21 protein-coding genes are annotated in these 18,992 nt (G+C 71.0%); 8 read left to right on the top strand and 13 right to left on the bottom strand.

Annotated features, from left to right (window positions below):
- Positions 1-153 precede the first annotated feature (153 nt).
- The gene (locus ABS772_RS02650) at positions 154-675 is read right to left on the bottom strand and encodes a DUF2244 domain-containing protein (RefSeq protein WP_238256961.1); all 522 of its coding nucleotides are present in this window, start codon (positions 673-675) and stop codon (positions 154-156) included.
- 20 nt (positions 676-695) lie between these two features.
- Between ABS772_RS02650 and nth the strand changes: the two genes are divergently transcribed.
- Both nth and purC read left to right on the top strand, forming a co-directional pair.
- A complete protein-coding gene (gene nth, locus ABS772_RS02645; protein ID WP_238256960.1) occupies positions 696-1,508 on the top strand; it encodes an endonuclease III in 813 nt (270 codons plus the stop codon).
- A gap of 274 nt (positions 1,509-1,782) precedes the next feature.
- Complete coding sequence (purC, locus tag ABS772_RS02640; protein ID WP_017487305.1) at positions 1,783-2,577, top strand: phosphoribosylaminoimidazolesuccinocarboxamide synthase; 795 nt, start codon at positions 1,783-1,785, stop codon at positions 2,575-2,577.
- A gap of 9 nt (positions 2,578-2,586) precedes the next feature.
- On the opposite strand, the gene ABS772_RS02635 is transcribed toward purC, so the two are convergent.
- The 4 genes from ABS772_RS02635 to ABS772_RS02620 are packed head-to-tail and all read right to left on the bottom strand — an operon-like array spanning position 2,587 to position 7,582.
- Positions 2,587-4,248 (bottom strand): glycosyltransferase, encoded by a 1,662-nt coding sequence (locus ABS772_RS02635; RefSeq protein WP_350391983.1) that lies wholly within the window; start codon positions 4,246-4,248, stop codon positions 2,587-2,589.
- Positions 4,245-6,317, bottom strand: coding sequence for a glycosyltransferase family 2 protein (locus tag ABS772_RS02630; protein ID WP_350391982.1), 2,073 nt, complete (start codon positions 6,315-6,317; stop codon positions 4,245-4,247). The genes ABS772_RS02635 and ABS772_RS02630 overlap by 4 nt, the downstream gene beginning before the upstream one ends.
- A 30-nt stretch (positions 6,318-6,347) precedes the next feature.
- Entirely contained in the window at positions 6,348-6,980 is a 633-nt protein-coding gene (locus ABS772_RS02625; protein WP_350391981.1) for a hypothetical protein, read from the bottom strand.
- A gap of 59 nt (positions 6,981-7,039) precedes the next feature.
- Positions 7,040-7,582 carry an invasion associated locus B family protein gene (locus tag ABS772_RS02620; RefSeq protein WP_350391980.1) on the bottom strand — a complete coding sequence of 181 codons (543 nt, stop codon included), beginning with the start codon at positions 7,580-7,582 and terminating at the stop codon, positions 7,040-7,042.
- A gap of 235 nt (positions 7,583-7,817) precedes the next feature.
- Between ABS772_RS02620 and ABS772_RS02615 the strand changes: the two genes are divergently transcribed.
- A complete protein-coding gene (locus ABS772_RS02615) occupies positions 7,818-8,237 on the top strand; it encodes a hypothetical protein (protein ID WP_350391979.1) in 420 nt (139 codons plus the stop codon).
- A gap of 10 nt (positions 8,238-8,247) precedes the next feature.
- Here ABS772_RS02615 and ABS772_RS02610 read toward each other — a convergent pair whose 3' ends face one another.
- The gene (locus ABS772_RS02610) at positions 8,248-8,973 is read right to left on the bottom strand and encodes a M48 family metallopeptidase (protein WP_350391978.1); all 726 of its coding nucleotides are present in this window, start codon (positions 8,971-8,973) and stop codon (positions 8,248-8,250) included.
- A gap of 94 nt (positions 8,974-9,067) precedes the next feature.
- Positions 9,068-10,312, bottom strand: a complete 1,245-nt coding sequence (locus tag ABS772_RS02605; protein WP_350391977.1) for a polyhydroxyalkanoate depolymerase — start codon at positions 10,310-10,312, stop codon at positions 9,068-9,070.
- Between the two features lie 158 nt (positions 10,313-10,470).
- Between ABS772_RS02605 and ABS772_RS02600 the strand changes: the two genes are divergently transcribed.
- The 5 genes from ABS772_RS02600 to purQ all read left to right on the top strand — a co-directional run bounded on the left by ABS772_RS02600 (position 10,471) and on the right by purQ (position 14,021).
- The gene (locus ABS772_RS02600; RefSeq protein WP_350391976.1) at positions 10,471-11,865 is read left to right on the top strand and encodes an ActS/PrrB/RegB family redox-sensitive histidine kinase; all 1,395 of its coding nucleotides are present in this window, start codon (positions 10,471-10,473) and stop codon (positions 11,863-11,865) included.
- 36 nt (positions 11,866-11,901) lie between these two features.
- Complete coding sequence (locus tag ABS772_RS02595; protein ID WP_238254330.1) at positions 11,902-12,504, top strand: ActR/PrrA/RegA family redox response regulator transcription factor; 603 nt, start codon at positions 11,902-11,904, stop codon at positions 12,502-12,504.
- A 182-nt stretch (positions 12,505-12,686) separates the two neighbouring features.
- A complete protein-coding gene (locus tag ABS772_RS02590; RefSeq protein ID WP_238254331.1) occupies positions 12,687-12,911 on the top strand; it encodes a hypothetical protein in 225 nt (74 codons plus the stop codon).
- Positions 12,912-13,101: 190 nt separating this feature from the next.
- Entirely contained in the window at positions 13,102-13,341 is a 240-nt protein-coding gene (purS, locus tag ABS772_RS02585) for a phosphoribosylformylglycinamidine synthase subunit PurS (RefSeq protein WP_350391975.1), read from the top strand.
- Entirely contained in the window at positions 13,341-14,021 is a 681-nt protein-coding gene (gene purQ / locus ABS772_RS02580) for a phosphoribosylformylglycinamidine synthase subunit PurQ (RefSeq protein WP_350391974.1), read from the top strand. The genes purS and purQ overlap by 1 nt, the downstream gene beginning before the upstream one ends.
- A 263-nt stretch (positions 14,022-14,284) precedes the next feature.
- Here purQ and ABS772_RS02575 read toward each other — a convergent pair whose 3' ends face one another.
- The 6 genes from ABS772_RS02575 to thiO form a co-directional block, all read right to left on the bottom strand.
- Positions 14,285-14,830, bottom strand: a complete 546-nt coding sequence (locus ABS772_RS02575) for an adenine phosphoribosyltransferase (RefSeq protein ID WP_003604529.1) — start codon at positions 14,828-14,830, stop codon at positions 14,285-14,287.
- Between the two features lie 74 nt (positions 14,831-14,904).
- The gene (locus ABS772_RS02570) at positions 14,905-15,699 is read right to left on the bottom strand and encodes an inositol monophosphatase family protein (protein ID WP_350391973.1); all 795 of its coding nucleotides are present in this window, start codon (positions 15,697-15,699) and stop codon (positions 14,905-14,907) included.
- Between the two features lie 360 nt (positions 15,700-16,059).
- On the bottom strand, positions 16,060-16,677 hold the full coding sequence (locus tag ABS772_RS02565; protein ID WP_350391972.1) for a thiamine phosphate synthase: 618 nt from the start codon (positions 16,675-16,677) through the stop codon (positions 16,060-16,062).
- Between the two features lie 6 nt (positions 16,678-16,683).
- Positions 16,684-17,490, bottom strand: a complete 807-nt coding sequence (gene thiG / locus ABS772_RS02560; protein WP_350391971.1) for a thiazole synthase — start codon at positions 17,488-17,490, stop codon at positions 16,684-16,686.
- A 4-nt stretch (positions 17,491-17,494) separates the two neighbouring features.
- The gene (gene thiS / locus ABS772_RS02555) at positions 17,495-17,707 is read right to left on the bottom strand and encodes a sulfur carrier protein ThiS (protein ID WP_350391970.1); all 213 of its coding nucleotides are present in this window, start codon (positions 17,705-17,707) and stop codon (positions 17,495-17,497) included.
- A complete protein-coding gene (gene thiO, locus ABS772_RS02550; protein WP_350391969.1) occupies positions 17,704-18,921 on the bottom strand; it encodes a glycine oxidase ThiO in 1,218 nt (405 codons plus the stop codon). The genes thiS and thiO overlap by 4 nt, the downstream gene beginning before the upstream one ends.
- Positions 18,922-18,992: the final 71 nt, after the last annotated feature.

The following is an 18,992-nucleotide window of genomic DNA, read 5'->3' as shown; positions in this document are numbered from 1 at the left end:
GTGGACCGCGGCGCCCCGTCGGTGAAAGTGGGTATATGGAGCCCGGGCGCCGACGTCAATCGGAAAAACGCGGAAGGCGCGATCGCGCCCGCCACGGAGCCTCGGAACGCATCCGGCGGCCCTTCCGCAACGGGAGTGCCCTCGTGCGCTCGATCAGTAGCCCTTCTTCACCTGCGCCAGGGCGCGCGTGAGCCCATCGGCCACGATGGCCCGCTCGTCGGGTGACGCGTCGCGGGCGACAACGACGTGCTCGCGACGCGAGGTGAGCGTCAGCGTGCGCAAGCCGAACTCCTCGTCGTCGACGCGGCTGAGCTTCGTCCAGAGCGGGTTGAAGCGCCACTCGCGGCGGACGCCGCGCGGATCGATGCGGGCCAGAAACACCTCGATCGGCGAGATCATCACCTCCTCGAAGGAGCGACCGCGGCGGAAACTGACCTTCAGCGCCACGTAGAGGGCCAGCATATCGAGGCCGAAGAACCCGGCGATCGGCCAGAAGCCGGCGCGCCAGCAGGCGATCGATGTCACGAGCGAGACGAGGCAGCAGAACCCCATCACGATCCGGAAGCCGTCCTGGCTCAGGGATTGGTGAGGCCGGATCACGGCCGAGTAGACCGGCCGGTCCATCGTTGCGGGATCGAGCCCGTCCGGATGTGCAGGAATGTTGCCGCTCGCCATGGGCCGAATATAACGCGCCGATGCCAGCGAAAAAGCCGTCTTCCCGCTCTTCCGCCCCCGCTGCGGTAAAAAGTCAGCCAGCGAAGTCTGCCGACGGGCGCGCGAAACCAGCAAAGCCCAGGGCCGAGCTGGCGCCCGCCCTGACGGCGCGGGTCGAAACCTCGCCACCTCCCGTCGATGATGCGACGCTGGTCGAGATCTTCTCGCGCCTCCGCGCGGCCGATCCGGAACCACGCTCCGAACTCGACTATATCAACCCCTATACGCTGCTCGTCGCGGTGGTGCTCTCGGCGCAGGCGACCGACAAGAGCGTGAACCTCGCGACCGCGCCGCTCTTCGCCATCGCCGACACACCGCAGAAGATGCTGGATCTCGGCGAGGAACGGGTCCGCCACTTCATCCGCACCATCGGATTGTTCAACACCAAGGCGAAGAACGTCATCGCACTCTCGCGGATCCTGATCGAGCGGCACGGGGGCGAGGTGCCGCGCGAGGCCGAAGCCCTCGAAGTCCTGCCGGGTGTCGGCACCAAGACCGCGAGCGTGGTGCTCAACGTGGCCTTCGGCGTGCCGCGGATCGCGGTCGATACCCACATCTTCCGCGTCTCGAACCGCATCCCCCTGTTCTCCGCCGCCACCACCGACAAGGTGCAGGCGGGGCTGGAGGCGCGGGTGCCGGAGCCGTTCCGACTCAACGCGCATCACTGGCTGATCCTGCACGGGCGCTACACCTGCAAGGCGCGCCGGCCCGAATGTCCGCGCTGCGTCATCGCGGATCTCTGCCGCTATCCCTCCAAGACGACGGCGCTCACCCCCATATCCCCAACCGATTAGAGTGCCTCGCAAAACGCCGGCTGCCCGGCAGCGCCGCCTCCGACGGCGACGGCGCAGCGGGCGCTTCGCGAGAGACACGGAGCCGGCGCCCGGCGCCCGTCCGGACGAAGCGGTGCAGCGCCAACGCGTTGTGCTGCAAACCTCGTTCCGGTAGATTGATGGTATGGCGGCCGGGATTGGCACCTGAGGGCAGGTCCTGGCCGTCCGCCCGCCAGACGGGTCGCCGCGCCGCGGATTTCGCTTCACGTGCCAGTTCCGAAGGAGCCACGGCCCCATGGACTTCCTCAAACCACGGTACACGCCTATGAACCGCCGCCGTCGCATCTACGAGGGCAAGGCGAAGGTCCTCTATGAGGGACCGGAGCCGGGGACGCTCATCCAGCATTTCAAGGACGACGCGACCGCCTTCAATGCCAAGAAGCACGAGGTGATCGACGGCAAGGGCGTGCTGAACAACCGAATCTCCGAATTCGTCTTCCAGCACCTCAACGACATCGGCGTGCCGACCCACTTCATCCGCCGGCTCAACATGCGCGAGCAGTTGATCCGCGAGGTCGAGATCATCCCGCTCGAAGTGGTGGTGCGCAACGTGGCGGCGGGCTCGCTCGCCCAGCGGCTCGGGCTCGAGGAAGGCACCCAGCTGCCGCGCTCGATCATCGAGTTCTACTACAAGAACGACCAGCTCAACGACCCGATGGTGTCGGAGGAGCACATCACCGCGTTCGGCTGGGCGACGCCCCAGGAGATCGACGACATCATGGCGCTGGCCATCCGCGTCAACGACTTCCTGTCCGGCCTCTTCCTCGGCGTCGGCATCCGTCTCGTCGACTTCAAGATGGAGACCGGCCGCCTGTGGGAGGGCGACCTGATGCGCATCGTCGTCGCCGACGAGATCTCCCCCGATTCGTGCCGGCTGTGGGACATCAAGTCCTCGGACAAGCTCGACAAGGACCGCTTCCGCAAGGATCTCGGCGGACTGATCGAAGCCTATACCGAGGTCGCCAAGCGGCTCGGCATCATGTCCGAGAACGAGAAGGTCCAGACCGGCGGCCCGCGCCTCGTCCAGTAGGGCGAGCGCTCAGCGCGGCGTGGCCGGCCCGCGGCCGGTCCAGCCGCGGCGCAGGCGTAGGTAGGTTGAGAGGTCCGGATCGAAGCCCGGATGATAATGGGGGTCCTGCGCCAGCAGCGGCCCCCATCGCCGTTTCAGCGCCTCGACCTCTGCCCGGTGGCGGGCGGCCGCCTCCGGCGAGGGCCGGCGGCTCGCCGATTCCCGATGATGCAGCACGGCGCCGCCGACGTAGAGCGTGCGCAGGCCAAGGGCATTGAGGCGCAGGCAGAGATCGACGTCGTTGAAGTCGATGGCGAAGGCAGCGGCGTCGAAACCGCCGGCGCGGGAAAACTTGTCCGCCTCGACGACGAGGCAGGCGGCGGTCACCGCCGAGACGCTTCGGGTGGCGCGCAGGGCACCGAGGTAGCCGGCGGCGTCTCCGGGGAAGTGGCGGTGGCCGTGGGTGGCGAGACCGCCGGTGCCGAGCACGATGCCGCCGTGCTGGATGCGGCCCGCGCCGTCGATCAACCGGGCGCCGACGGCGCCGACATCGGGGCGCAACGCCTCGCGGACCATCCGCTCCAGCCAGTCCGGCGCCTCGGCCTCAACGTCGTTGTTGATGAAGGCTAGGAGGCGTCCGCGCGCCTGCGCCGCCACGCGGTTGTTGATCGCTGCGAAATCGAAAGGGCCGGGACAGGCGACGACCCGCGCCGCGCCCTCCGCCTCGAGGGTGCGGAAATAGGCGAGCGTCGCGGGATCGCGGCTGCCGTTGTCGCAGATCAGGATCTCCTTGGCCGGCCAGTCGGTGCGGTGGCGCAGGCTCTCGATGCAGGGGCGCAGCAGGTCGAGCCGGTCGCGGGTGGGGACGATCAGGCTGACGAGGGGGCGCGGCTCCGGAAGGGGCCTGTCGAGGCGGATCACGCCGTCCTCCTCGATGACGATGCTCGTGCTTCCCTCCCCCGCCCGATCGAGGTCTTGCCGGATCGCCGCGCACCGGGCGGAACGCGTCGCCGCCCCGTGCCCCGCGCCGCCGAAACCTCCGAACGAGAGGATCTGCGGGAGGTGGCGCACGGCGCCCGGGCCGAAGCGATCCGCGATCCTCAGGGCGAGGTCGAGGGCGGGAGCCCGGTCGGCGATCGCGATGCCGGCCACGCTGGAGCGGCGCAGGGCGATGACGGGTCCGAGGTAATCGACCGCGTGCAGGTAATCGCGATCGAAAGCCGGCCGAAGCAGGGGAAGCCAGGGGCCGCGCTCGGCCCGGAACAGGGCATCGCCGTAGAGCGCGTGGAGTGCGGGATCGGCGAAGGCGGCGGCGATGGCGGCCCCTGCCCCCTCCGCGATGGACTGACCCTCGACCGAGAGCAGGACGATCGGACCTCCCTCCGACGCGATCCGGACCGTGCCTTTCCGACCGACCTCGACGCGCTCGATTCCGGCCGCGGCGAGGACGGCGGGCGGGTCACTCGGCGGTGCGAGGCTTCCGGGCCCGTGCAGGTCGTGGTGGGCTCCGACGAGCGCGATGAAGCGCTGCGCCGCCCGCAGCCGCCGGCCCGCGAGCCGGGTCAGCAGGATCGCGAGAGCCTGTCTCGGAGAGCGCAGGGCGCGCGCGACCCGTGCGAGGCGTCCCGGTACGGGCTCGGCGGCGAAGCGCAGCGCGTCGGGCCATCCGTCGGGCGCGCCGTCGGCTTTCATTCGAGCTCCTCGCCGAAGGTCGTGAGCGAGAGGGCCGGATGATAGAACGGGTCGTGGCGGATCACGGCGCGCCAGCGCTCGGTGAAGGCGGCGGCCTCGCGCTCGAAGCGCGCGCGGGCGGCCCCGACCGGCCGCCCCCGGCTCACCGATTCGAGATGGGACAGGACGGCGTGGGGCGTCCACATCGTCTTCCAGCCCCGCGCCCCGAGCCGCAGGCAAAAGTCGATGTCGTTGAAGTCGATCGGAAAGGTCTCCGCATCGAAGCCGCCGACCGCGCGGTACTTCCTCCGCGCCACGGCGAGGCAGGCCGCCGTGACGCCCGAGACCTCGTGCGCCACGCGCAGGCGGTCGAGATGGCCGGGCGTGTCGGCGGGACGGCGGCGGAGGATGTGCCCTGCCTCGCCGCCGAGCCCCACCACGACACCGGCGTGCTGGAGCCGTCCATCCTCGTAGAGGAGCTTTGCGCCGACGGCGCCCACCTCCGGCCGGACCGCCTGGGCGACGAGAGCGTCGAGCCAGTCCGGCCGCAGCACCGCCACGTCGTTGTTGAGCAGGACGAGGATGTCGCCGTGCGCCCGGGCGGCGCCGGCATTGACCATCGCGGAGAAGTTGAAGGGGTGCGGATGGGGCTCGATCCGCACCCGTGGATCGGCCCGCAGCCGCTCGTAGAGCGCGAGCACCGTCGGCTCCGTGGAGCCGTTGTCCACGATCACCAGTTCGAGGGCGGGATAGTCGGTCCGTTCGAGAACGCCCTCGGTGACCCGCGCGATCAGGTCGAGCCGGTCGCGCGAGGGAATGATTACGCTGACCAGCGGCGCCGGCTCCGGACGGGGCCAGTGCAGGTCGAGGCAGCCGTGGCGGAGAACCGCACGCGCCGGCGAGCCGGCGGCGCTCAGCTGCCGGTCGAGGCGTGATGCCCGGACGGACAAGTCGACCGCGAAGGGCTCGCGGCGGCACAGGACCCGCGGGATGTGGACGACGCGGGTCGCGGCCCCGGTCGCGAGGTCGAGGGCAAGGGCGGCATCCTCGGGGGAGCCGACCGGCTCGGCCGGCAGGGCGGAGAGGAACGAGGTCGCGACGAGAGCGGGGGCACCGGGATAGCCGGTGACGAGAGCGAAATCGGGACTCCAATCCGGCTTGAGGCGCGGCCGGATCGTCCGGCCGCCGGTCTCCTCGTCGGCGTAGACCATCTCGGCGGCCTCGGCCGCGACGCCGTGCGCGAGCAGGCTCAGCGCCTCCGGAGCCAGGACATCGCCGGGACGGAGCAGGCCGAACAGGGCGGCGTCTCCGCAGAGATCCCGGAGCGTGGCGGCCGGATTCCAGTTGCCGGAGGACAAGCGCGGATCGGGTCCCGCAGGCTTCGTCGGCGGATCGCCATCCGTCCAGGCGACGAGGAGCGACCAGTTGCGATGGGTCTGGGCGCGCAGGCTCGCCACGCTGCGCGCCACCGCGTCGGCCCGGGCGAAGGGCGCGGGGAGGACGAGGCGGATCGGGGCGCCGGCGATCGGCTCGGCCGGCCCCGACCGGAACAGACGCGGGGTCTTCCAAGCCGGGTAGCGGGCGAGGGGCGACACGGCGCAGGCCCCGCGAAGGCTGTCGCGCCAGCGTCGCTCGTCGCGCGCGAGGCCGGCGCGGAGCGCCGCCGCGGCGCGCCCCGGCCGCTTCAGCAGCGCTTCCGCGAAGACGCTTCCGCTGCCGCGCAGCCCGACGCGCTCCAGCGTGAAGCCCGGCTCCGCGGCGATCTCGATGCCCCGGCAATTCGCCGGCAGGTAGCCGAGCCAGCGCGCGGCGCCGAGCGCGAGCCCCGGCAGCACGAAGCTGTCGCGGCGGCCGTCCGCGCGGAGCAGCCGCAGCAGCGGTCGCTGCGGCCGGGCCCGCGCGGGCAGCGTGTAGGTCAGGACGATCCAGCGGCCCCGCGCCGGATTGCGGAACACGTCCGGCAGGACGAGGCGGCGGTCGAACAGCGGATCATCGGTTGCGGCGAGGGAGAACGGCGTCTCCCGGCCCCGCCACAGGTCCTGCCGGGAGTTCCACCATGAATCAGGGTTGGCGATGCCGGCCTCCGGCACGTTTCGAGCCGTGCGACGCGGACGATGCCGTCATTGGTCGGCGGTCGCCTCGCCCTGCTCCGCCGTCGCGGCCGGCGCGGGCTTGCGGCGGCGCGCGGCCGGCTTCGCCCGAGCCGCCGCGCCAGCCAGCGTCACCTCAATGTCGTAGCCCGTCGCCTTGTCGACGGGCACGCTCAGATCGTTCTCGATCAGCGTCGCCTCGCCCTGCGCGGCCCCCGCGGGCACCGACACAGCGACACGGTGGGTACGGGCCATGACGGTCTGCTCGTTGTACTTCACGGCAACGGTCACCGGGGCCTCGAAGCGCCCGGCGGCGCCGGCCGGTCCGAGCAGGGCGCGCAGCTCGACGCCGACGCGGACCGCCACCGATCCATCCGGCCGCGCCTTGCACTCGCGGCTGAGCCGGCTGAACACGATCTGGTGCCGCAGGCGCGTCTTGTCCCCAGCGCCTCCGGCGAAGGCCTGGATCGCCGCGCCCCCATCCGGCACGAAGACCGGCGGGCAGTAGACGTCGTCGGGATCCTGCGCCCGGGGCGCGGCGATCGCGGGTGCGCCCCCCTCGCCGCCGCTGAACAGGTTCTTGAAGAAGCCGCCGGATTCGGCCCGCGCCGCGCCGGGAACGGCCAGCACCACTCCGCCGAAGATGATCAACGCCCTGCGCATCGTCTGAACGCCCCTGCCCTTTCATGGCGATTCCCCGATCGCTCCGGAGCCGTACGGTCTTACTTGAGCGAGTCGAAACCGGGGCCGAACCCCTTCATCGAGACCGGGATCCCGACGCCCTCCTCCGGCGTCTGGAAGACGATGAAGGTCGATTGCGAGCCGTTGCGCAGCGATTTGATCAGGCCCTCGTCCATCACCACCTCGGCGACGCAGCCCGTGGTCAGGCAGCGCACGAAGCTCGCGCGGCCGATATCGGTCTGGTCGATCTTGAGGCCGAGGCCGGACGGCAGGAGCACGCCGAGCGGCGCCACCACCCGCAGCAGGTATCCGCGGTTGTCGGCGGTCTTCAGCACGATGACGACGAGGTTGAGGTTCGGCCGGTCCTCCGCCGCCACGTACTGCACCAGGGCGCATTGCTCGGCCTTGGCACCGGCAGGCGTCTCGCAGCGCAACTGCCAGTCATCGAAGGTCTTGCGCACGGTTCCCTGAGCCTGCGCGGCGCCGCCTCCGGCCAGGATCGTGGCGACGGTCGCGGCCGCCAGCGCAAGACGGCGGCTCCTCTCCGGCCGAACCGCGCGAACCAGGCCCGCAAACAGACTCATACGAACTCCGATCGATCGCTTCATGAGGCGGCGTCCGGCTCCGGCGGGCGCCCCTCGCGCTGGCGCAGTCGAGGCACCCTGAAGCGCCGCGCGGCGCGGGCGTTGGGACCATGCAGGGTCCCCGGTGTCAAGCAATCGCGGCGAGGGTGTGTCGGGAATGAGGCAAGGCGGCTACCCCTCGGCGTCCCACTGCCCTACAGTAAGGCCAAGCTCTTCATCATCCGAGGAACCCGCCATGCGCCGCCTCGCCTCCTCCCTCGCCCTCGCGACTCTGTTTGCCGCGCTGGGATCCGGAGGTGCCTCCGCTCTGTCCCTGCCCTTCGAGGAATCGGATTACCTGCCGCCCGAGGCCACGACGACCTATGTCGAGCGCTCCCTGAACCATCAGGCGCCGCTCACCATCGAGCACCCGCCGGTGGAGCGGAATCCGCGCGGGCGCCTCCGCGGCGATGCGGCGGCCATTGCCGGCTTCTGCCGGGATGGGGGCACCGTGCTGCGCCGCGACGCGATGGGCCGCCCGACCTATCTCCGCCAGCGCGAGGTCTGCGACAACGTCGCGCCCCGCACGATGTGGCCGGGCCACGTCGATCCGCGTCCGGCCTGGCCGGCGGAGCCGGCCGCCGCGCGCAGCCGGGCCATCGTGACGAAATACTGAGCCGAGGCTCTCAGCCGTAGCGGTGCAGTTCGGAGCCGTGCCGCTTCAGCCAGCGCTCCGCCTCCTCGACATGGGGGCAGAGTTCGTTGGTCAGCGCCCAGAAGCGGGGGGAATGGTTCATCTCCCGCAGATGCGCCATCTCGTGGGCGACGAGATAATCGAGCACCACCGGCGGCGCGAGGATCAGCCGCCAGGAGAAGTTCAGCTCGCCGCGGGCCGTGCAGGAGCCCCAGCGACTGCGCGTGTCGCGCAGCGTCACCCGCGCCGGCCGCCGGCCGAGCCGGGCCGCGTAGACCGCCACCGAATGCGACAGGTCGCGCCGCGCCTCGCGCATCAGGAACTCGCGAACGCGGCGCGGCATGTGGGCCGGATCGCCGGGCACGGCGAGCGTCGCGCTCGCGGGATCCGCCTCGGCGGTGCCGCGGCCCTCGCGCGACACGATCCGGTGCGGCACGCCGCGCAGGGGGATGAGCGAGCCCGCCGCGAAGGGCACCCGCTCCGGCAGCTTGGCGAGGCGCGCGGCGATCCAGCCGCCGTGGGCCTGGGCGAACTTCTGCGCCGTCGCGAGGGACGAGCGGGTCGGCAGCGTGAGGACCACGGCGCCGGTGGCGCTGGAGACGCGCAGGGTCAGCCGGCGCGCGGTCGGCCGCCGCAGGATGGCGACGCGAAAGGTCTGGCCCGCATGGGCGATCTCGATGTGATCCGGATCCGGCCGTCGCAGCAGCGCGCGCGTCATGGCGGCGAGCCTAGCCGCAGGCGGCCGGGCGAGCCATCCCAGCAATACCTCTCTCACCGGAATTTCGCCCGTCAGCGATCGGCCCGCACCGCGATCACGCGCTTCCCTCCATCTCCCGCATGAAGCGGGCGATGCGCGGGGCGATGACGGAGCGGAAACGGGAGCCGTTGAACACGCCGTAATGCCCCACCTTCTCCTGCAGGTGATAGGCCTTGCGGGAATCGGGCAGGTTCGGCGTGAGGTCGAGGGCGGCCTTGGTCTGGCCGACGCCGGAAATGTCGTCGTTCTCGCCCTCGACCGCGAGGATGGCGCAGCGCCGGATCGCCGCGAGATCGACCGGCCGCCCGGCATGGCGCATCCGCCCGCGCGGCAGGGCGTGATCGACGAACACGCTCTGCACGGTCTGGAGGTAGAACTCCGCCGTCAGGTCCATCACCGCGAGGTACTCGTCGTAGAAGTCGCGATGCTTCTCGGCCGAGTCGCCGTCCCCGGTCACGAGGTGGTGGAACATGTCGGTATGTGCGGTGACGTGGCGATCGAGATTCATCGCCATGAAGCCCGAGAGCTGCAGGAAGCCGGGATAGACCCGGCGCATCGCCCCCGGATAGAGCGGCGGCACCACCGTGATGCAGTTCTTCTCGAACCAGCCCATGCCGCGCTCCTGCGCGAGGCAGTTCACGGCGGTCGGCGAGCGGCGGGTGTCGATCGGCCCGCCCATGAGCGTCATCGAGACCGGCACGTGGTCCGCGTCCGCCGCCTCCATCAGCGCCACCGCGGCGAAGACCGGGACGGCAGGCTGGCAGACGGCCATGACGTGCAGGTCCGGCCCGAGGTCGCGGAACATCGCCTGCAGGTAGTCGATATACGTGTCGAGGTCGAAGCGCCCGTCCAGCAACGGCACCATCCGCGCGTCGGACCAATCCGTGATGAAGACCCGATGATGGGGCAGCATCGCTTCGACGGTGCCGCGCAGGAGCGTCGCGTAATGACCCGACATCGGCGCCACGATCAGGAGCTTGGGCTGCGGCTCCGAGAGCCCGGCCGGAAGCGCCCGGTCGAAGGCGATCACGCGGGCGAAGGGCCGCTCCCAGACGACGCGCTCCGAGACCGGAACGCTCTGGCCGTCGATCACCGTCGTCTTCAGGCCGAAAGCCGGCTTGCCGTAGCGGCGGGTCACGCGCTCGAACATCTCGAGTGCGGCGGCGGTCGAGCGGGCGTAGGGCCCGTAGGCCAGGGGATTGCCCGGATTTTCGAGGCTGTGCCGGGCCGCGTCCGCCGCGAGCCGGGCCGGCGTCAACATCGCGCGCGCCGTCTCGTACCAGACATACGCCAGATCCATCTCGACACTCCCCGATTCGGCCCGCGGGTCGACCGTCACCGCATCGACGTTATCGAATGTTGCTGGCGGAGAAACTTGTCAAAACCGCGCGATGCGGTCCGAGCATCTGTGGACAGGCCGGTGGACGCGTCCCCGGGCAGCCCTATCGTAGCCGCACCATGATGGATGCGGCCCACGAAACCCTGACGCCGACGGGCCGCCACCTGCGGCTCGACACCTTCGTCCGCCTGCGCTGGCTCGCCCTCACCGGGCAGAGCGCGGCGGTCGTCGGCGCTCAGTTCGGCCTCGGCCTCAACCTGCCCTTCGGCTGGTGCTTCCTCGTCATCGCCGCCTCGTGCTGGCTGAACCTCGCGCTGCGGATCCGCTTTCCCGCGAGCTACCGGCTGAGCGACGATTCGGCGGCGCTTCTGCTGGCCTTCGACATCGTCCAGCTCGCGGGCCTGCTGTTCCTCACCGGCGGGCTGCAGAACCCGTTCTCGCTCCTGTTCCTCGCGCCCGTGCTGATCTCGGCCACCGCCCTGCCGCCGGAGCGGACCCTGGCGCTCGGTCTGCTGGCGGTCGGTCTCGCCACCCTGCTCGCCCTCGTCCATCGCCCCCTGCCCTGGTTCGCCGACGGGCGGATCGAGCTGCCCTTCCTCTACGTCTCGGGGGTGTGGACCGCGATCCTGCTCGGCACCGCCTTCACCGGCGTCTACGCGTGGCGGGTGGCGGAGGAGACGCGCCAGCTCGCACGCGCGCTGGCCGCGACGGAGCTGGTGCTCGCCCGGGAGCAGCACCTGTCGCAGCTCGACGGGCTCGCCGCGGCGGCGGCCCACGAGCTCGGCACGCCGCTCGGCACCATCATGGTCGTCGCCAAGGAACTCGACCGGCAGCTCGGCCCCACCGCCTCCCCGGCCATCGCCGAGGACCTGAGCCTGCTGCGCGATCAGGTCGACCGCTGCCGGGGTATCCTCTCGAAGCTCACCTCCATGGGCGAGGAGACCGAGGAGGGCGAAAGCTTTCTCCAGACCGTCACCCTCGGTCATCTCATCGAGGAGCTGGTGGCGCCCCAGCGCGCGCTCGGCATCGCCGTCGACGTCTCCAAACAGGGCGAGGGGGCGGAGCCGGTCTGCCGCCGCAATCCCGGCGTGATGTTCGGGCTCGCCAACATCCTCGACAACGCCGTGGATTTCGCCGAGTCGCGGGTTCTGATCGAGGCCCGCTGGAGCGCCGAGCGCGTCACGCTGACGATCCGCGACGACGGACCGGGCTTTCCGAGCGAGGTGCTGCTGCGGGCCGGCGAGCCCTACGTCACCACCCGGAGCCGCGACCGCTCCCGCAACCCCGACGAGGCGGGCGGCGGCCTGGGCCTCGGCCTGTTCATCGCCAAGACGCTGATCGAACGCTCCGGCGCGCAGCTTCTTCTCTCGAACATGACGGAGGCCGGAGCGCACGGCGCCCTAGTGCGGGTAACTTGGGCGCGTCACGTTTTCGAGAGGGAGGCGATTGCGCCCCATCGCGTTGCGCACAATTCTCTGCGACCCCTAACGGAACGCGATGCCGCACCCATATAATGCACATAGATGACACGAACCGACGAGGAGCGCCGCATGCTGACGCAGAGCGGGACGACGGTGCCAGGCTCGGACACCGCCTTTCTTTCCGATTCCGATCCTCTTTCCGCCTTCAGCGATCGCAGCCTGCTGATCGTTGACGACGACAAGCCGTTCTCGACCCGCCTCGCCCGGGCGATGGAGTCGCGCGGCTACGAGGTGCACGTGGCCGAGAGCGTCAGCGAGGGCGTCGCTGCCGTCGAGACCAAGGCTCCGGCCTTCGCCGTGATCGACATGCGGCTCGGCGACGGCAACGGCCTCGACGTGATCGCCCGCCTGAAGGAGCGCCGCCCCGAGGCCCGCGGCGTGATCCTCACCGGCTACGGCAACATCGCGACCGCCGTGACGGCGGTGAAGCTCGGCGCCTTCGACTATCTCGCCAAGCCCGCCGACGCCGACGAGATCCACGGCACGCTGATGGCCCAGCCGGGCGAGCGCGCCGACCCGCCGGAGAACCCGATGTCGGCCGACCGGGTGCGTTGGGAGCACATCCAGCGGGTCTACGAGCTGTGCGGGCGCAACGTCTCCGAGACGGCCCGGCGCCTGAACATGCACCGCCGCACGCTCCAGCGCATTCTCGCCAAGCGCGCGCCGCGCTGACGGGCACCGCGACGGTTTGACGACTCGGACGGCCGGCGGGACACCGCCGGCCGTTTCATTTTCCGGTCAGATCGTGCCAACCATCTCTCGAACGGGCGGAAGACCGTCCGCAGGAACGGTTGCGCCGGGCACCGGGCTCAGGCTAGTTCGCCTTTCAAAGGGTTGAACAGGCTTACGCGGGTATGCGGAACCTCATCACGATACTCGGCCTGATGGTGCTGGTGGGCACGGAAGTGTTCGCCGCAGCCATCGCGGCCGGCTGGGCGCTCGCCGGACTGCTCGATCTGGGTGACCGTGTCGGTCACGTGCTCATGGCGCTGTTCAGCCTCGTCGCCGCCTGGATCATGGTCCAGCTGTGGCGCCGCGCGACCGAAGCCGAGCCGATCGGACCGGCCAAGCGCCGGTAGAGGGAGTTCCCGCGGTGACGCAGTCACGAAATCGCGATAGAACCTCCCGCAACGCGCCGCTGACTGGCCCCTCTCGGATCGCGTCGGCAAATCCGGCCTCCCTGCATGCGGTCGCGCGCGGTCCGCTCCGTCCCCGGCCCCACCGTCCCCTCACGGCGCGGCTCGCCGATTTCCCAAACGAGTACCTGCCATGAAAGCCCGCATCGTCGTCACCTTGAAGACCGGCGTCCTCGATCCGCAGGGGAAGGCGATCGAGGCGGCGCTGAAGTCGTTCGGGATTCAGGAGGTGTCGGGGGTGCGCCAGGGGAAGGTCTTCGACCTGGAGGTCGCCTCCGACAACCGCGAACAGGCCGAGGCGACGCTGAAGGCCGCCTGCGAGAAGCTCCTCGCGAACATCGTCGTCGAGAACTACACCGTCGAGATCGCCTGATGCGCGCCGCCGTCGTCGTCTTTCCGGGGTCGAATCGCGACGGCGACGTGGCCCGGGCGCTCCGCCGCTCCGGCGCGGAGGTCGTCAGCGTCTGGCACGCCGACACGGAACTGCCCGCCGGCACGGACCTCGCCGTGGTTCCGGGCGGCTTCTCCTACGGCGATTATCTGCGCTGCGGCGCCATCGCCGGCCGGGCAGCGGCCATGGACGCGGTGCGCGCGCACGCCGCCCGCGGCGGCCTCGTCCTCGGCATCTGCAACGGCTTCCAGATCCTGTGCGAGTCGGGTCTCCTGCCCGGCGTGCTGATGCGCAACGTCAACCGCCGCTTCATCTGCCACCGGCAGTTCCTGCGGGTCGAGCGCACGGACACGCGCTTCACCTCGGCCTATACCGAGGGTCAGGTCATCGACGTCTGCGTGGCGCACGGCGAGGGCAACTACTTCGCCGATTCCGAGACGGTCGGCCGCCTCGAGGGCGAGGGCCGCATCGCTTTCCGCTACTGCGACGCCACCGGCGCGCTGACGGAGGACGCGAACCGCAACGGCTCGCTGAACTCCATCGCCGGCATCTATTCCGATCAGCGCAACGTGCTCGGCATGATGCCCCACCCGGAGAACTTCGTTGACGGCCTCGTCGGCGGCACCGACGGCAAAGGGCTGTTCGACAGCCTGGCGGCTTGACGGCTCTTCGGGCGGACCGCGCACGCCCGAAGGATCGCGCGGTGGAGGCGGGCTGACCGCTTTTTACTGACACGCCATCCGCTGGAGGGCTTCGGTTACTCCTCCGTCATTGCGAGGCGAAGCCGAAGCAATCCAGGGCGCGGCATCTCCGGACAGGGCGCGCTCTGGATCGCTTCGCTCACGCTCGCGATGACGGACTGGAGCGATAATCCGAAGCAATCAATCCGAACCCGGATGGGCGGGAAAGCCCGGCCCGAGGGCGCTCAATGCCCCTCGAACTCCATCAGCGTGCGGACGGTGACGCCGAGATCGCGCAGGCGCTGAGCGCCACCGATCTCCGGCAGGTCGATGACGAAACAGGCGGCGACCACCTCCGCGCCAAGCTGGCGCAGCAGGTTCACCGCCGCGGTCGCGGTGCCGCCGGTGGCGATGAGGTCGTCGACCAGGATCACCCGGTCGCCCGGCTTGATCGCATCGACGTGGATCTCGATCTCGTCGGTGCCGTATTCGAGCGCGTAGGCCGTCGAGACGGTCTTGTGGGGCAGCTTGCCCTTCTTGCGGATCGGCACGAAGCCCGACGAGAGCTGGTGCGCCACCGCGCCGCCGAGGATGAAGCCGCGCGCCTCGATGCCCGCGACCTGATCGATCCGCCCGCCCGCGTAAGGATGCACCAGCGAGTCGACCGCGCGGCGGAACGAGCGCGGATCGCTGAGCAGGGTGGTGATGTCGCGAAAGATGATGCCCGGCTTCGGATAGTCGGGAATCGAGCGGACCGAGTCCTTCAGGGCGGAATGGCGGCGGGCTTCCATGCGGGGTGCTCGACTTGTCAGGATGCGCGGAGGTTAGAGCAGAGGCGGCGGCGCGAGGCCATACGCGCGTCCGCTCACGCGGCGGCCTTGCGCAGCAGGCCGATCAGTTCGCGGTGCAGCACCTCGTTGCCGCAGGCCACCGAGCGGGCGGCGAGCGGCTCGGCGCCGCCGTCGGCGCTGGTGACGAAGCCGCCGGCCTCGCGCACGACGATGATGCCCGCCGCGATGTCCCATGTCTGGAGGTCGCGCTCCCAGTAGAGGTCGGTCCGGCCGCAGGCGACGTAGGCGAGGTCGAGCGCCGCCGAGCCGAGGCGGCGGGTGCCGCCGGAGACCGCCATCACCGCGGCGACCTCCTTGAGCAGACGGCCGTGGCTGCCGCGGCCGAGATAGGGCGTGCCGTAGGCGACCAGCGCGTCGGCGAAGTCCTGGCGGCCGGAGACGCGCAGGCGCCGGTTGTTGAGGAAGGCGCCCTTGCCGCGCTCGGCGATGAACAGCTCGTCCTTGGCCGGATCGTAGATCACGCCGGCGACGATCTGGCCGTCGCGCTCCAGCCCGACCGAGATCGCAAAATGCGGGATGCCGTGGAGGAAGTTCGTGGTGCCGTCGAGGGGATCGACGTGCCAGGTATGGCTCCTGTCGGTGCCCTCGATGTTGCCGCTCTCTTCCATGATCAGGCCATAGCCGGGCCGCGCCTTCATCAGCGCGTCGCGCAGGACTTCCTCCGCCTTCCTGTCGGCGGCCGAGACGAAGTTGCCGGGACCCTTGCGCGAGACCTGGAGGTTCTCGATCTCGCCGAAATCGCGCTTGAGGCCGCGGGCGGCCTTGCGCACGGCATCGACCATGACGGTCATGAGGGGAGAGTTGATCATGCGGTCGAGCTCGCAGCCCTGTCCGGGCGCCTTGCTGGAAGGAAATTCTGTCAGCGCTTCTATACGCCTCGCGCCGCAGCGCCAGGGGTGATCGGCGCAGGGCCGATATCCGACAGGGTCCGCCGGCCGAAAATGCCGCCCCTCACACGGTGTCCAGCGGATCGGTTCATTGCCGCCTCCCCGTCATTCCGGGGCGCCGAAGGCGAACCCGGACCCGAAGCGAAGGGGCGCGCCGGAGGCGTGCAATCCACCCGTGATGCCACGCTGAGCCGCGCATCTCGGGTGGATTCCGGGTTCCGCTGCGCGGCCCCGGAATGACGGTGATGGTGATCGAACCGACGCCATCGAGCGGCTCGGGTATCACGTGAGGTTTGCGAGGAACCGGGCCGCCGCGCCCCGCGGATCGGGACCGCGCATCACGCCGCCCATCGCCGCGACGCCCGCCGCCCCGACCTCGCGGCAGGCGCGGGCGTTGGCGGCGTCGATGCCGCCGAGGGCGAAGACCGGCAGGCGGTGGGCCGCCGCGGCGTGCAAGGCATCGAGGCCGAGGGCGGGGCCGTAGCCGGGCTTGCTCGCGGTCAAGAATATCGGGCTGAGCGTGGCGTAATCGGCCCCCGCCGCCTCGGCCGCCCCGATCTCATCGACCGAATGAGCCGAGAACCCGATCAGCGCCGCGGCGCCGAGCGTTTGCCGCGCCGTCCGGATGCCGTCGATCCCGGCGGAGCCCGGCAGGTGCACACCCTGTGCGCCGGTCTCGCGTGCGAGTTCGACGTCACCGCCGACCACGAGGCAGCCTCCGACCGGCGCCAGGATCGCGATCAGGTCGCGGGCGAGATCCCGTCGCGCACCGCGGTCGAGATCGCGGTCGCGCAGCCAGACGAAGCGGACGCCGCCCGCCACCGCCGCGCGGACGGTCTCAGGGAGCGGCCGGTCGGCGCCGTGGCGGTCGGTGACGACGAGGAGGGAGGGAAGCCCCACCCGCCCTCACGACCCGACGAGGCCGAGCTGCGGGCTCGACGGCTCGGCCCGGCCGCGGCGCGGGATGCGCCCGGCGAGATGGGCGAGGCGTCCCGCCTCGACGGCGCGGCGCATGGCGCCCGCCATCCGCACGGGATCGTCCGCCTTCGCCACCGCGGTGTTGATGAGGCAGGCGGCGGCGCCCAGCTCCATGGCGATGACCGCGTCGGAAGCGGTGCCGATGCCGGCATCGACGATCACCGGGACCTTCGCCCGGCGGCAGATCAGCTCGATGTTGGCCGGGTTGGCGATGCCCATGCCGGAGCCGATCAGCGAGCCCATCGGCATCACCGCGGCGCAGCCGAGATCGGCCAGCCGCTCGCAGATCACCGGATCGTCGTTGCAGTAGGGCAGCACCGTGAAGCCGTCGTCGACGAGGTGGCGGCAGGCTTCGAGCAGCTCGGTCACGTCCGGGTAGAGCGTCTCGCGGTCGCCGATCACCTCGACCTTGATCCAGTCGGTGCCGAGCGCCTCGCGGGCGAGTTCGGCGGTCATGATCGCGTCGCGGGCCGTCTCGCAGCCGGCGGTGTTGGGCAGGAAGCGGGCGCCCTTCAGCTTCTGGAAGGTGTCCGAGCCGTGGCCCTGGAGCGAGACCCGGCGGATCGAAGCGGTCACGACCTCGGCGCCCGAGGCGCGCACCGACTGGGCCATGATCTCCTGGCTCGGATAGCCGGCCGTGCCGATGAACAGACGCGAGGAGAGCCGGATGCCGGCGATCTCCAGCGCGTCGTCCCCGGCCGCGGCCTGCGCGAGGGTGGTGTCGTGATGGTTCATGCGCTCAGCCTCCCTGCATGGCGCGGACGATCTCGATGCGGTCGCCCTCGTTGAGGGCCGTCTGGCCCCAGGCGGATTTCCGCACGACGCGGCCGTTGACGGCGATGGCGATGCCCTCGGGGCTCTCGATGCCCCGCTCCTCGGCTTCCGCCGCGAACAGGGCGGCGAGATCCGGCGCCTCGCGCTCGCAAGGCTCTCCGTTGACGGTCAGCCTCATGCCACGGCCCTCCCCCGGTCCTCGTTCGAGGCGAAGCGCGCCCGGCCGAACCCGCGGGCGAAATCCGGCAGCGTCCCCTCGCCGACCAGCGCGGCGACCGCGTCGGCGGTGGCGGGGGCGAGGAGATATCCGTTGCGGTGGTGGCCGGTGGCGACGACGAGGCCCGGTGCGGCCTCCTCGATGATCGGCGCGTCGTCGTCCGAAGTCGGGCGGAAGCCGCTCCAGACCGCGTCGATCTCCATCTCCTCGATGCCGGGCAGGACGCGGCGCGCCCCTTCCAGCAGGGCGAACAATCCGCCCGCGGTGACGCCGCCGTTGAAACCGCAATCCTCGACCGTGGCGCCGACGATGAGGTGCCCGTCGCCCTTGGGCGCCATGTGCACGGACTCGCTCCAGACCATGCGGGAGAGGGTGCCGGTGCGCTTGGTGGTGCGCAGTGCCAGCGACTGCCCCTTGAGGGGGCGCACCGGCAGCGCGAGGTCGTCGGGCAGCAGGCCCGTCTCCCCGCTCCAGGCGCCGGCGGCGAGGATCACCGTCTCGGCCGCGAGCACGCGGCCGGCAGCGCGCAGGCCGGTGACGCGCCCGCCCCGGCGCTCCAAACCCTCCACCGCGACTTCCTCCACGATCGCGACACCGGCCGCCTCGCAGGCGCCGAGCAGCGCCTCCATCACGAGCCGGGGATCGACCTGCGCGTCCAGCGGACAGAGGATGCCCGCGGTGACGTTGGGGCGCAGCAGCGGCTCGCGGGCGCGTACCTCCGGGCCGGACAGCCACTCGGCCTCGACGCCCGAGCGCCGCTGCAGGTCGTGGCGGAAGCGCAGGCGCTCGACCTCGTCGCGGCCGATGGCGATGACGAGGGTGCCGTCGGCGCGATAATCGATCCCCTTGCCGGACGCGGCCTGGAGCGCGTCGCGGAAGCCGGACCAGCGGCGCAGCGATTCGAGCGCCAGCGGCAGCAGCAGGTCGGAGCCGGGCTCGTGCTCGGCGGCGGGCGCCAGCATGCCGGTCGCGGCGAGGCTCGCGCCGCTGCCGACGCGCCCGCGCTCCACCACGGTGACCGAGCGGCCGGCCTGCGCCAGCCGCCACGCGATCGACAGGCCGATCAGCCCGGCGCCCACCACGGCGACGTCGGCGCGCTGCGGCAGGTCGGCGGCGCGCGGGCGCATCGCGAGGGAGCGTCGCTGGCCGATCGGGGAGGTCAGCAGATCTGACATCGGAAACGGGCCTTCCACGGGTCTGCCCGCAGGAACCGGCACCATGTGCTTCTTGAAGAAGCGGGGTCCGC

Source organism: Methylorubrum podarium (assembly GCF_040270385.1).
GTDB lineage: Bacteria > Pseudomonadota > Alphaproteobacteria > Rhizobiales > Beijerinckiaceae > Methylobacterium > Methylobacterium podarium.
This window is presented reverse-complemented; position numbering and strand designations above follow the sequence as displayed.

What these genes read in the sequence shown, in the direction of transcription:
- ABS772_RS02650 (WP_238256961.1), bottom strand. Translation starts at nt 675, where the DNA reads ATGGCGAGCGGCAACATTCCTGCACATCCGGACGGGCTCGATCCCGCA.
- nth (WP_238256960.1), top strand. Translation starts at nt 696, where the DNA reads ATGCCAGCGAAAAAGCCGTCTTCCCGCTCTTCCGCCCCCGCTGCGGTA.
- purC (WP_017487305.1), top strand. Translation starts at nt 1,783, where the DNA reads ATGGACTTCCTCAAACCACGGTACACGCCTATGAACCGCCGCCGTCGC.
- ABS772_RS02635 (WP_350391983.1), bottom strand. Translation starts at nt 4,248, where the DNA reads ATGAAAGCCGACGGCGCGCCCGACGGATGGCCCGACGCGCTGCGCTTC.
- ABS772_RS02625 (WP_350391981.1), bottom strand. Translation starts at nt 6,980, where the DNA reads ATGCGCAGGGCGTTGATCATCTTCGGCGGAGTGGTGCTGGCCGTTCCC.
- ABS772_RS02620 (WP_350391980.1), bottom strand. Translation starts at nt 7,582, where the DNA reads ATGAGTCTGTTTGCGGGCCTGGTTCGCGCGGTTCGGCCGGAGAGGAGC.
- ABS772_RS02615 (WP_350391979.1), top strand. Translation starts at nt 7,818, where the DNA reads ATGCGCCGCCTCGCCTCCTCCCTCGCCCTCGCGACTCTGTTTGCCGCG.
- ABS772_RS02610 (WP_350391978.1), bottom strand. Translation starts at nt 8,973, where the DNA reads ATGACGCGCGCGCTGCTGCGACGGCCGGATCCGGATCACATCGAGATC.
- ABS772_RS02605 (WP_350391977.1), bottom strand. Translation starts at nt 10,312, where the DNA reads ATGGATCTGGCGTATGTCTGGTACGAGACGGCGCGCGCGATGTTGACG.
- ABS772_RS02600 (WP_350391976.1), top strand. Translation starts at nt 10,471, where the DNA reads ATGATGGATGCGGCCCACGAAACCCTGACGCCGACGGGCCGCCACCTG.
- ABS772_RS02595 (WP_238254330.1), top strand. Translation starts at nt 11,902, where the DNA reads ATGCTGACGCAGAGCGGGACGACGGTGCCAGGCTCGGACACCGCCTTT.
- ABS772_RS02590 (WP_238254331.1), top strand. Translation starts at nt 12,687, where the DNA reads ATGCGGAACCTCATCACGATACTCGGCCTGATGGTGCTGGTGGGCACG.
- purS (WP_350391975.1), top strand. Translation starts at nt 13,102, where the DNA reads ATGAAAGCCCGCATCGTCGTCACCTTGAAGACCGGCGTCCTCGATCCG.
- purQ (WP_350391974.1), top strand. Translation starts at nt 13,341, where the DNA reads ATGCGCGCCGCCGTCGTCGTCTTTCCGGGGTCGAATCGCGACGGCGAC.
- ABS772_RS02575 (WP_003604529.1), bottom strand. Translation starts at nt 14,830, where the DNA reads ATGGAAGCCCGCCGCCATTCCGCCCTGAAGGACTCGGTCCGCTCGATT.
- ABS772_RS02570 (WP_350391973.1), bottom strand. Translation starts at nt 15,699, where the DNA reads ATGATCAACTCTCCCCTCATGACCGTCATGGTCGATGCCGTGCGCAAG.
- thiG (WP_350391971.1), bottom strand. Translation starts at nt 17,490, where the DNA reads ATGAACCATCACGACACCACCCTCGCGCAGGCCGCGGCCGGGGACGAC.
- thiS (WP_350391970.1), bottom strand. Translation starts at nt 17,707, where the DNA reads ATGAGGCTGACCGTCAACGGAGAGCCTTGCGAGCGCGAGGCGCCGGAT.
- thiO (WP_350391969.1), bottom strand. Translation starts at nt 18,921, where the DNA reads ATGTCAGATCTGCTGACCTCCCCGATCGGCCAGCGACGCTCCCTCGCG.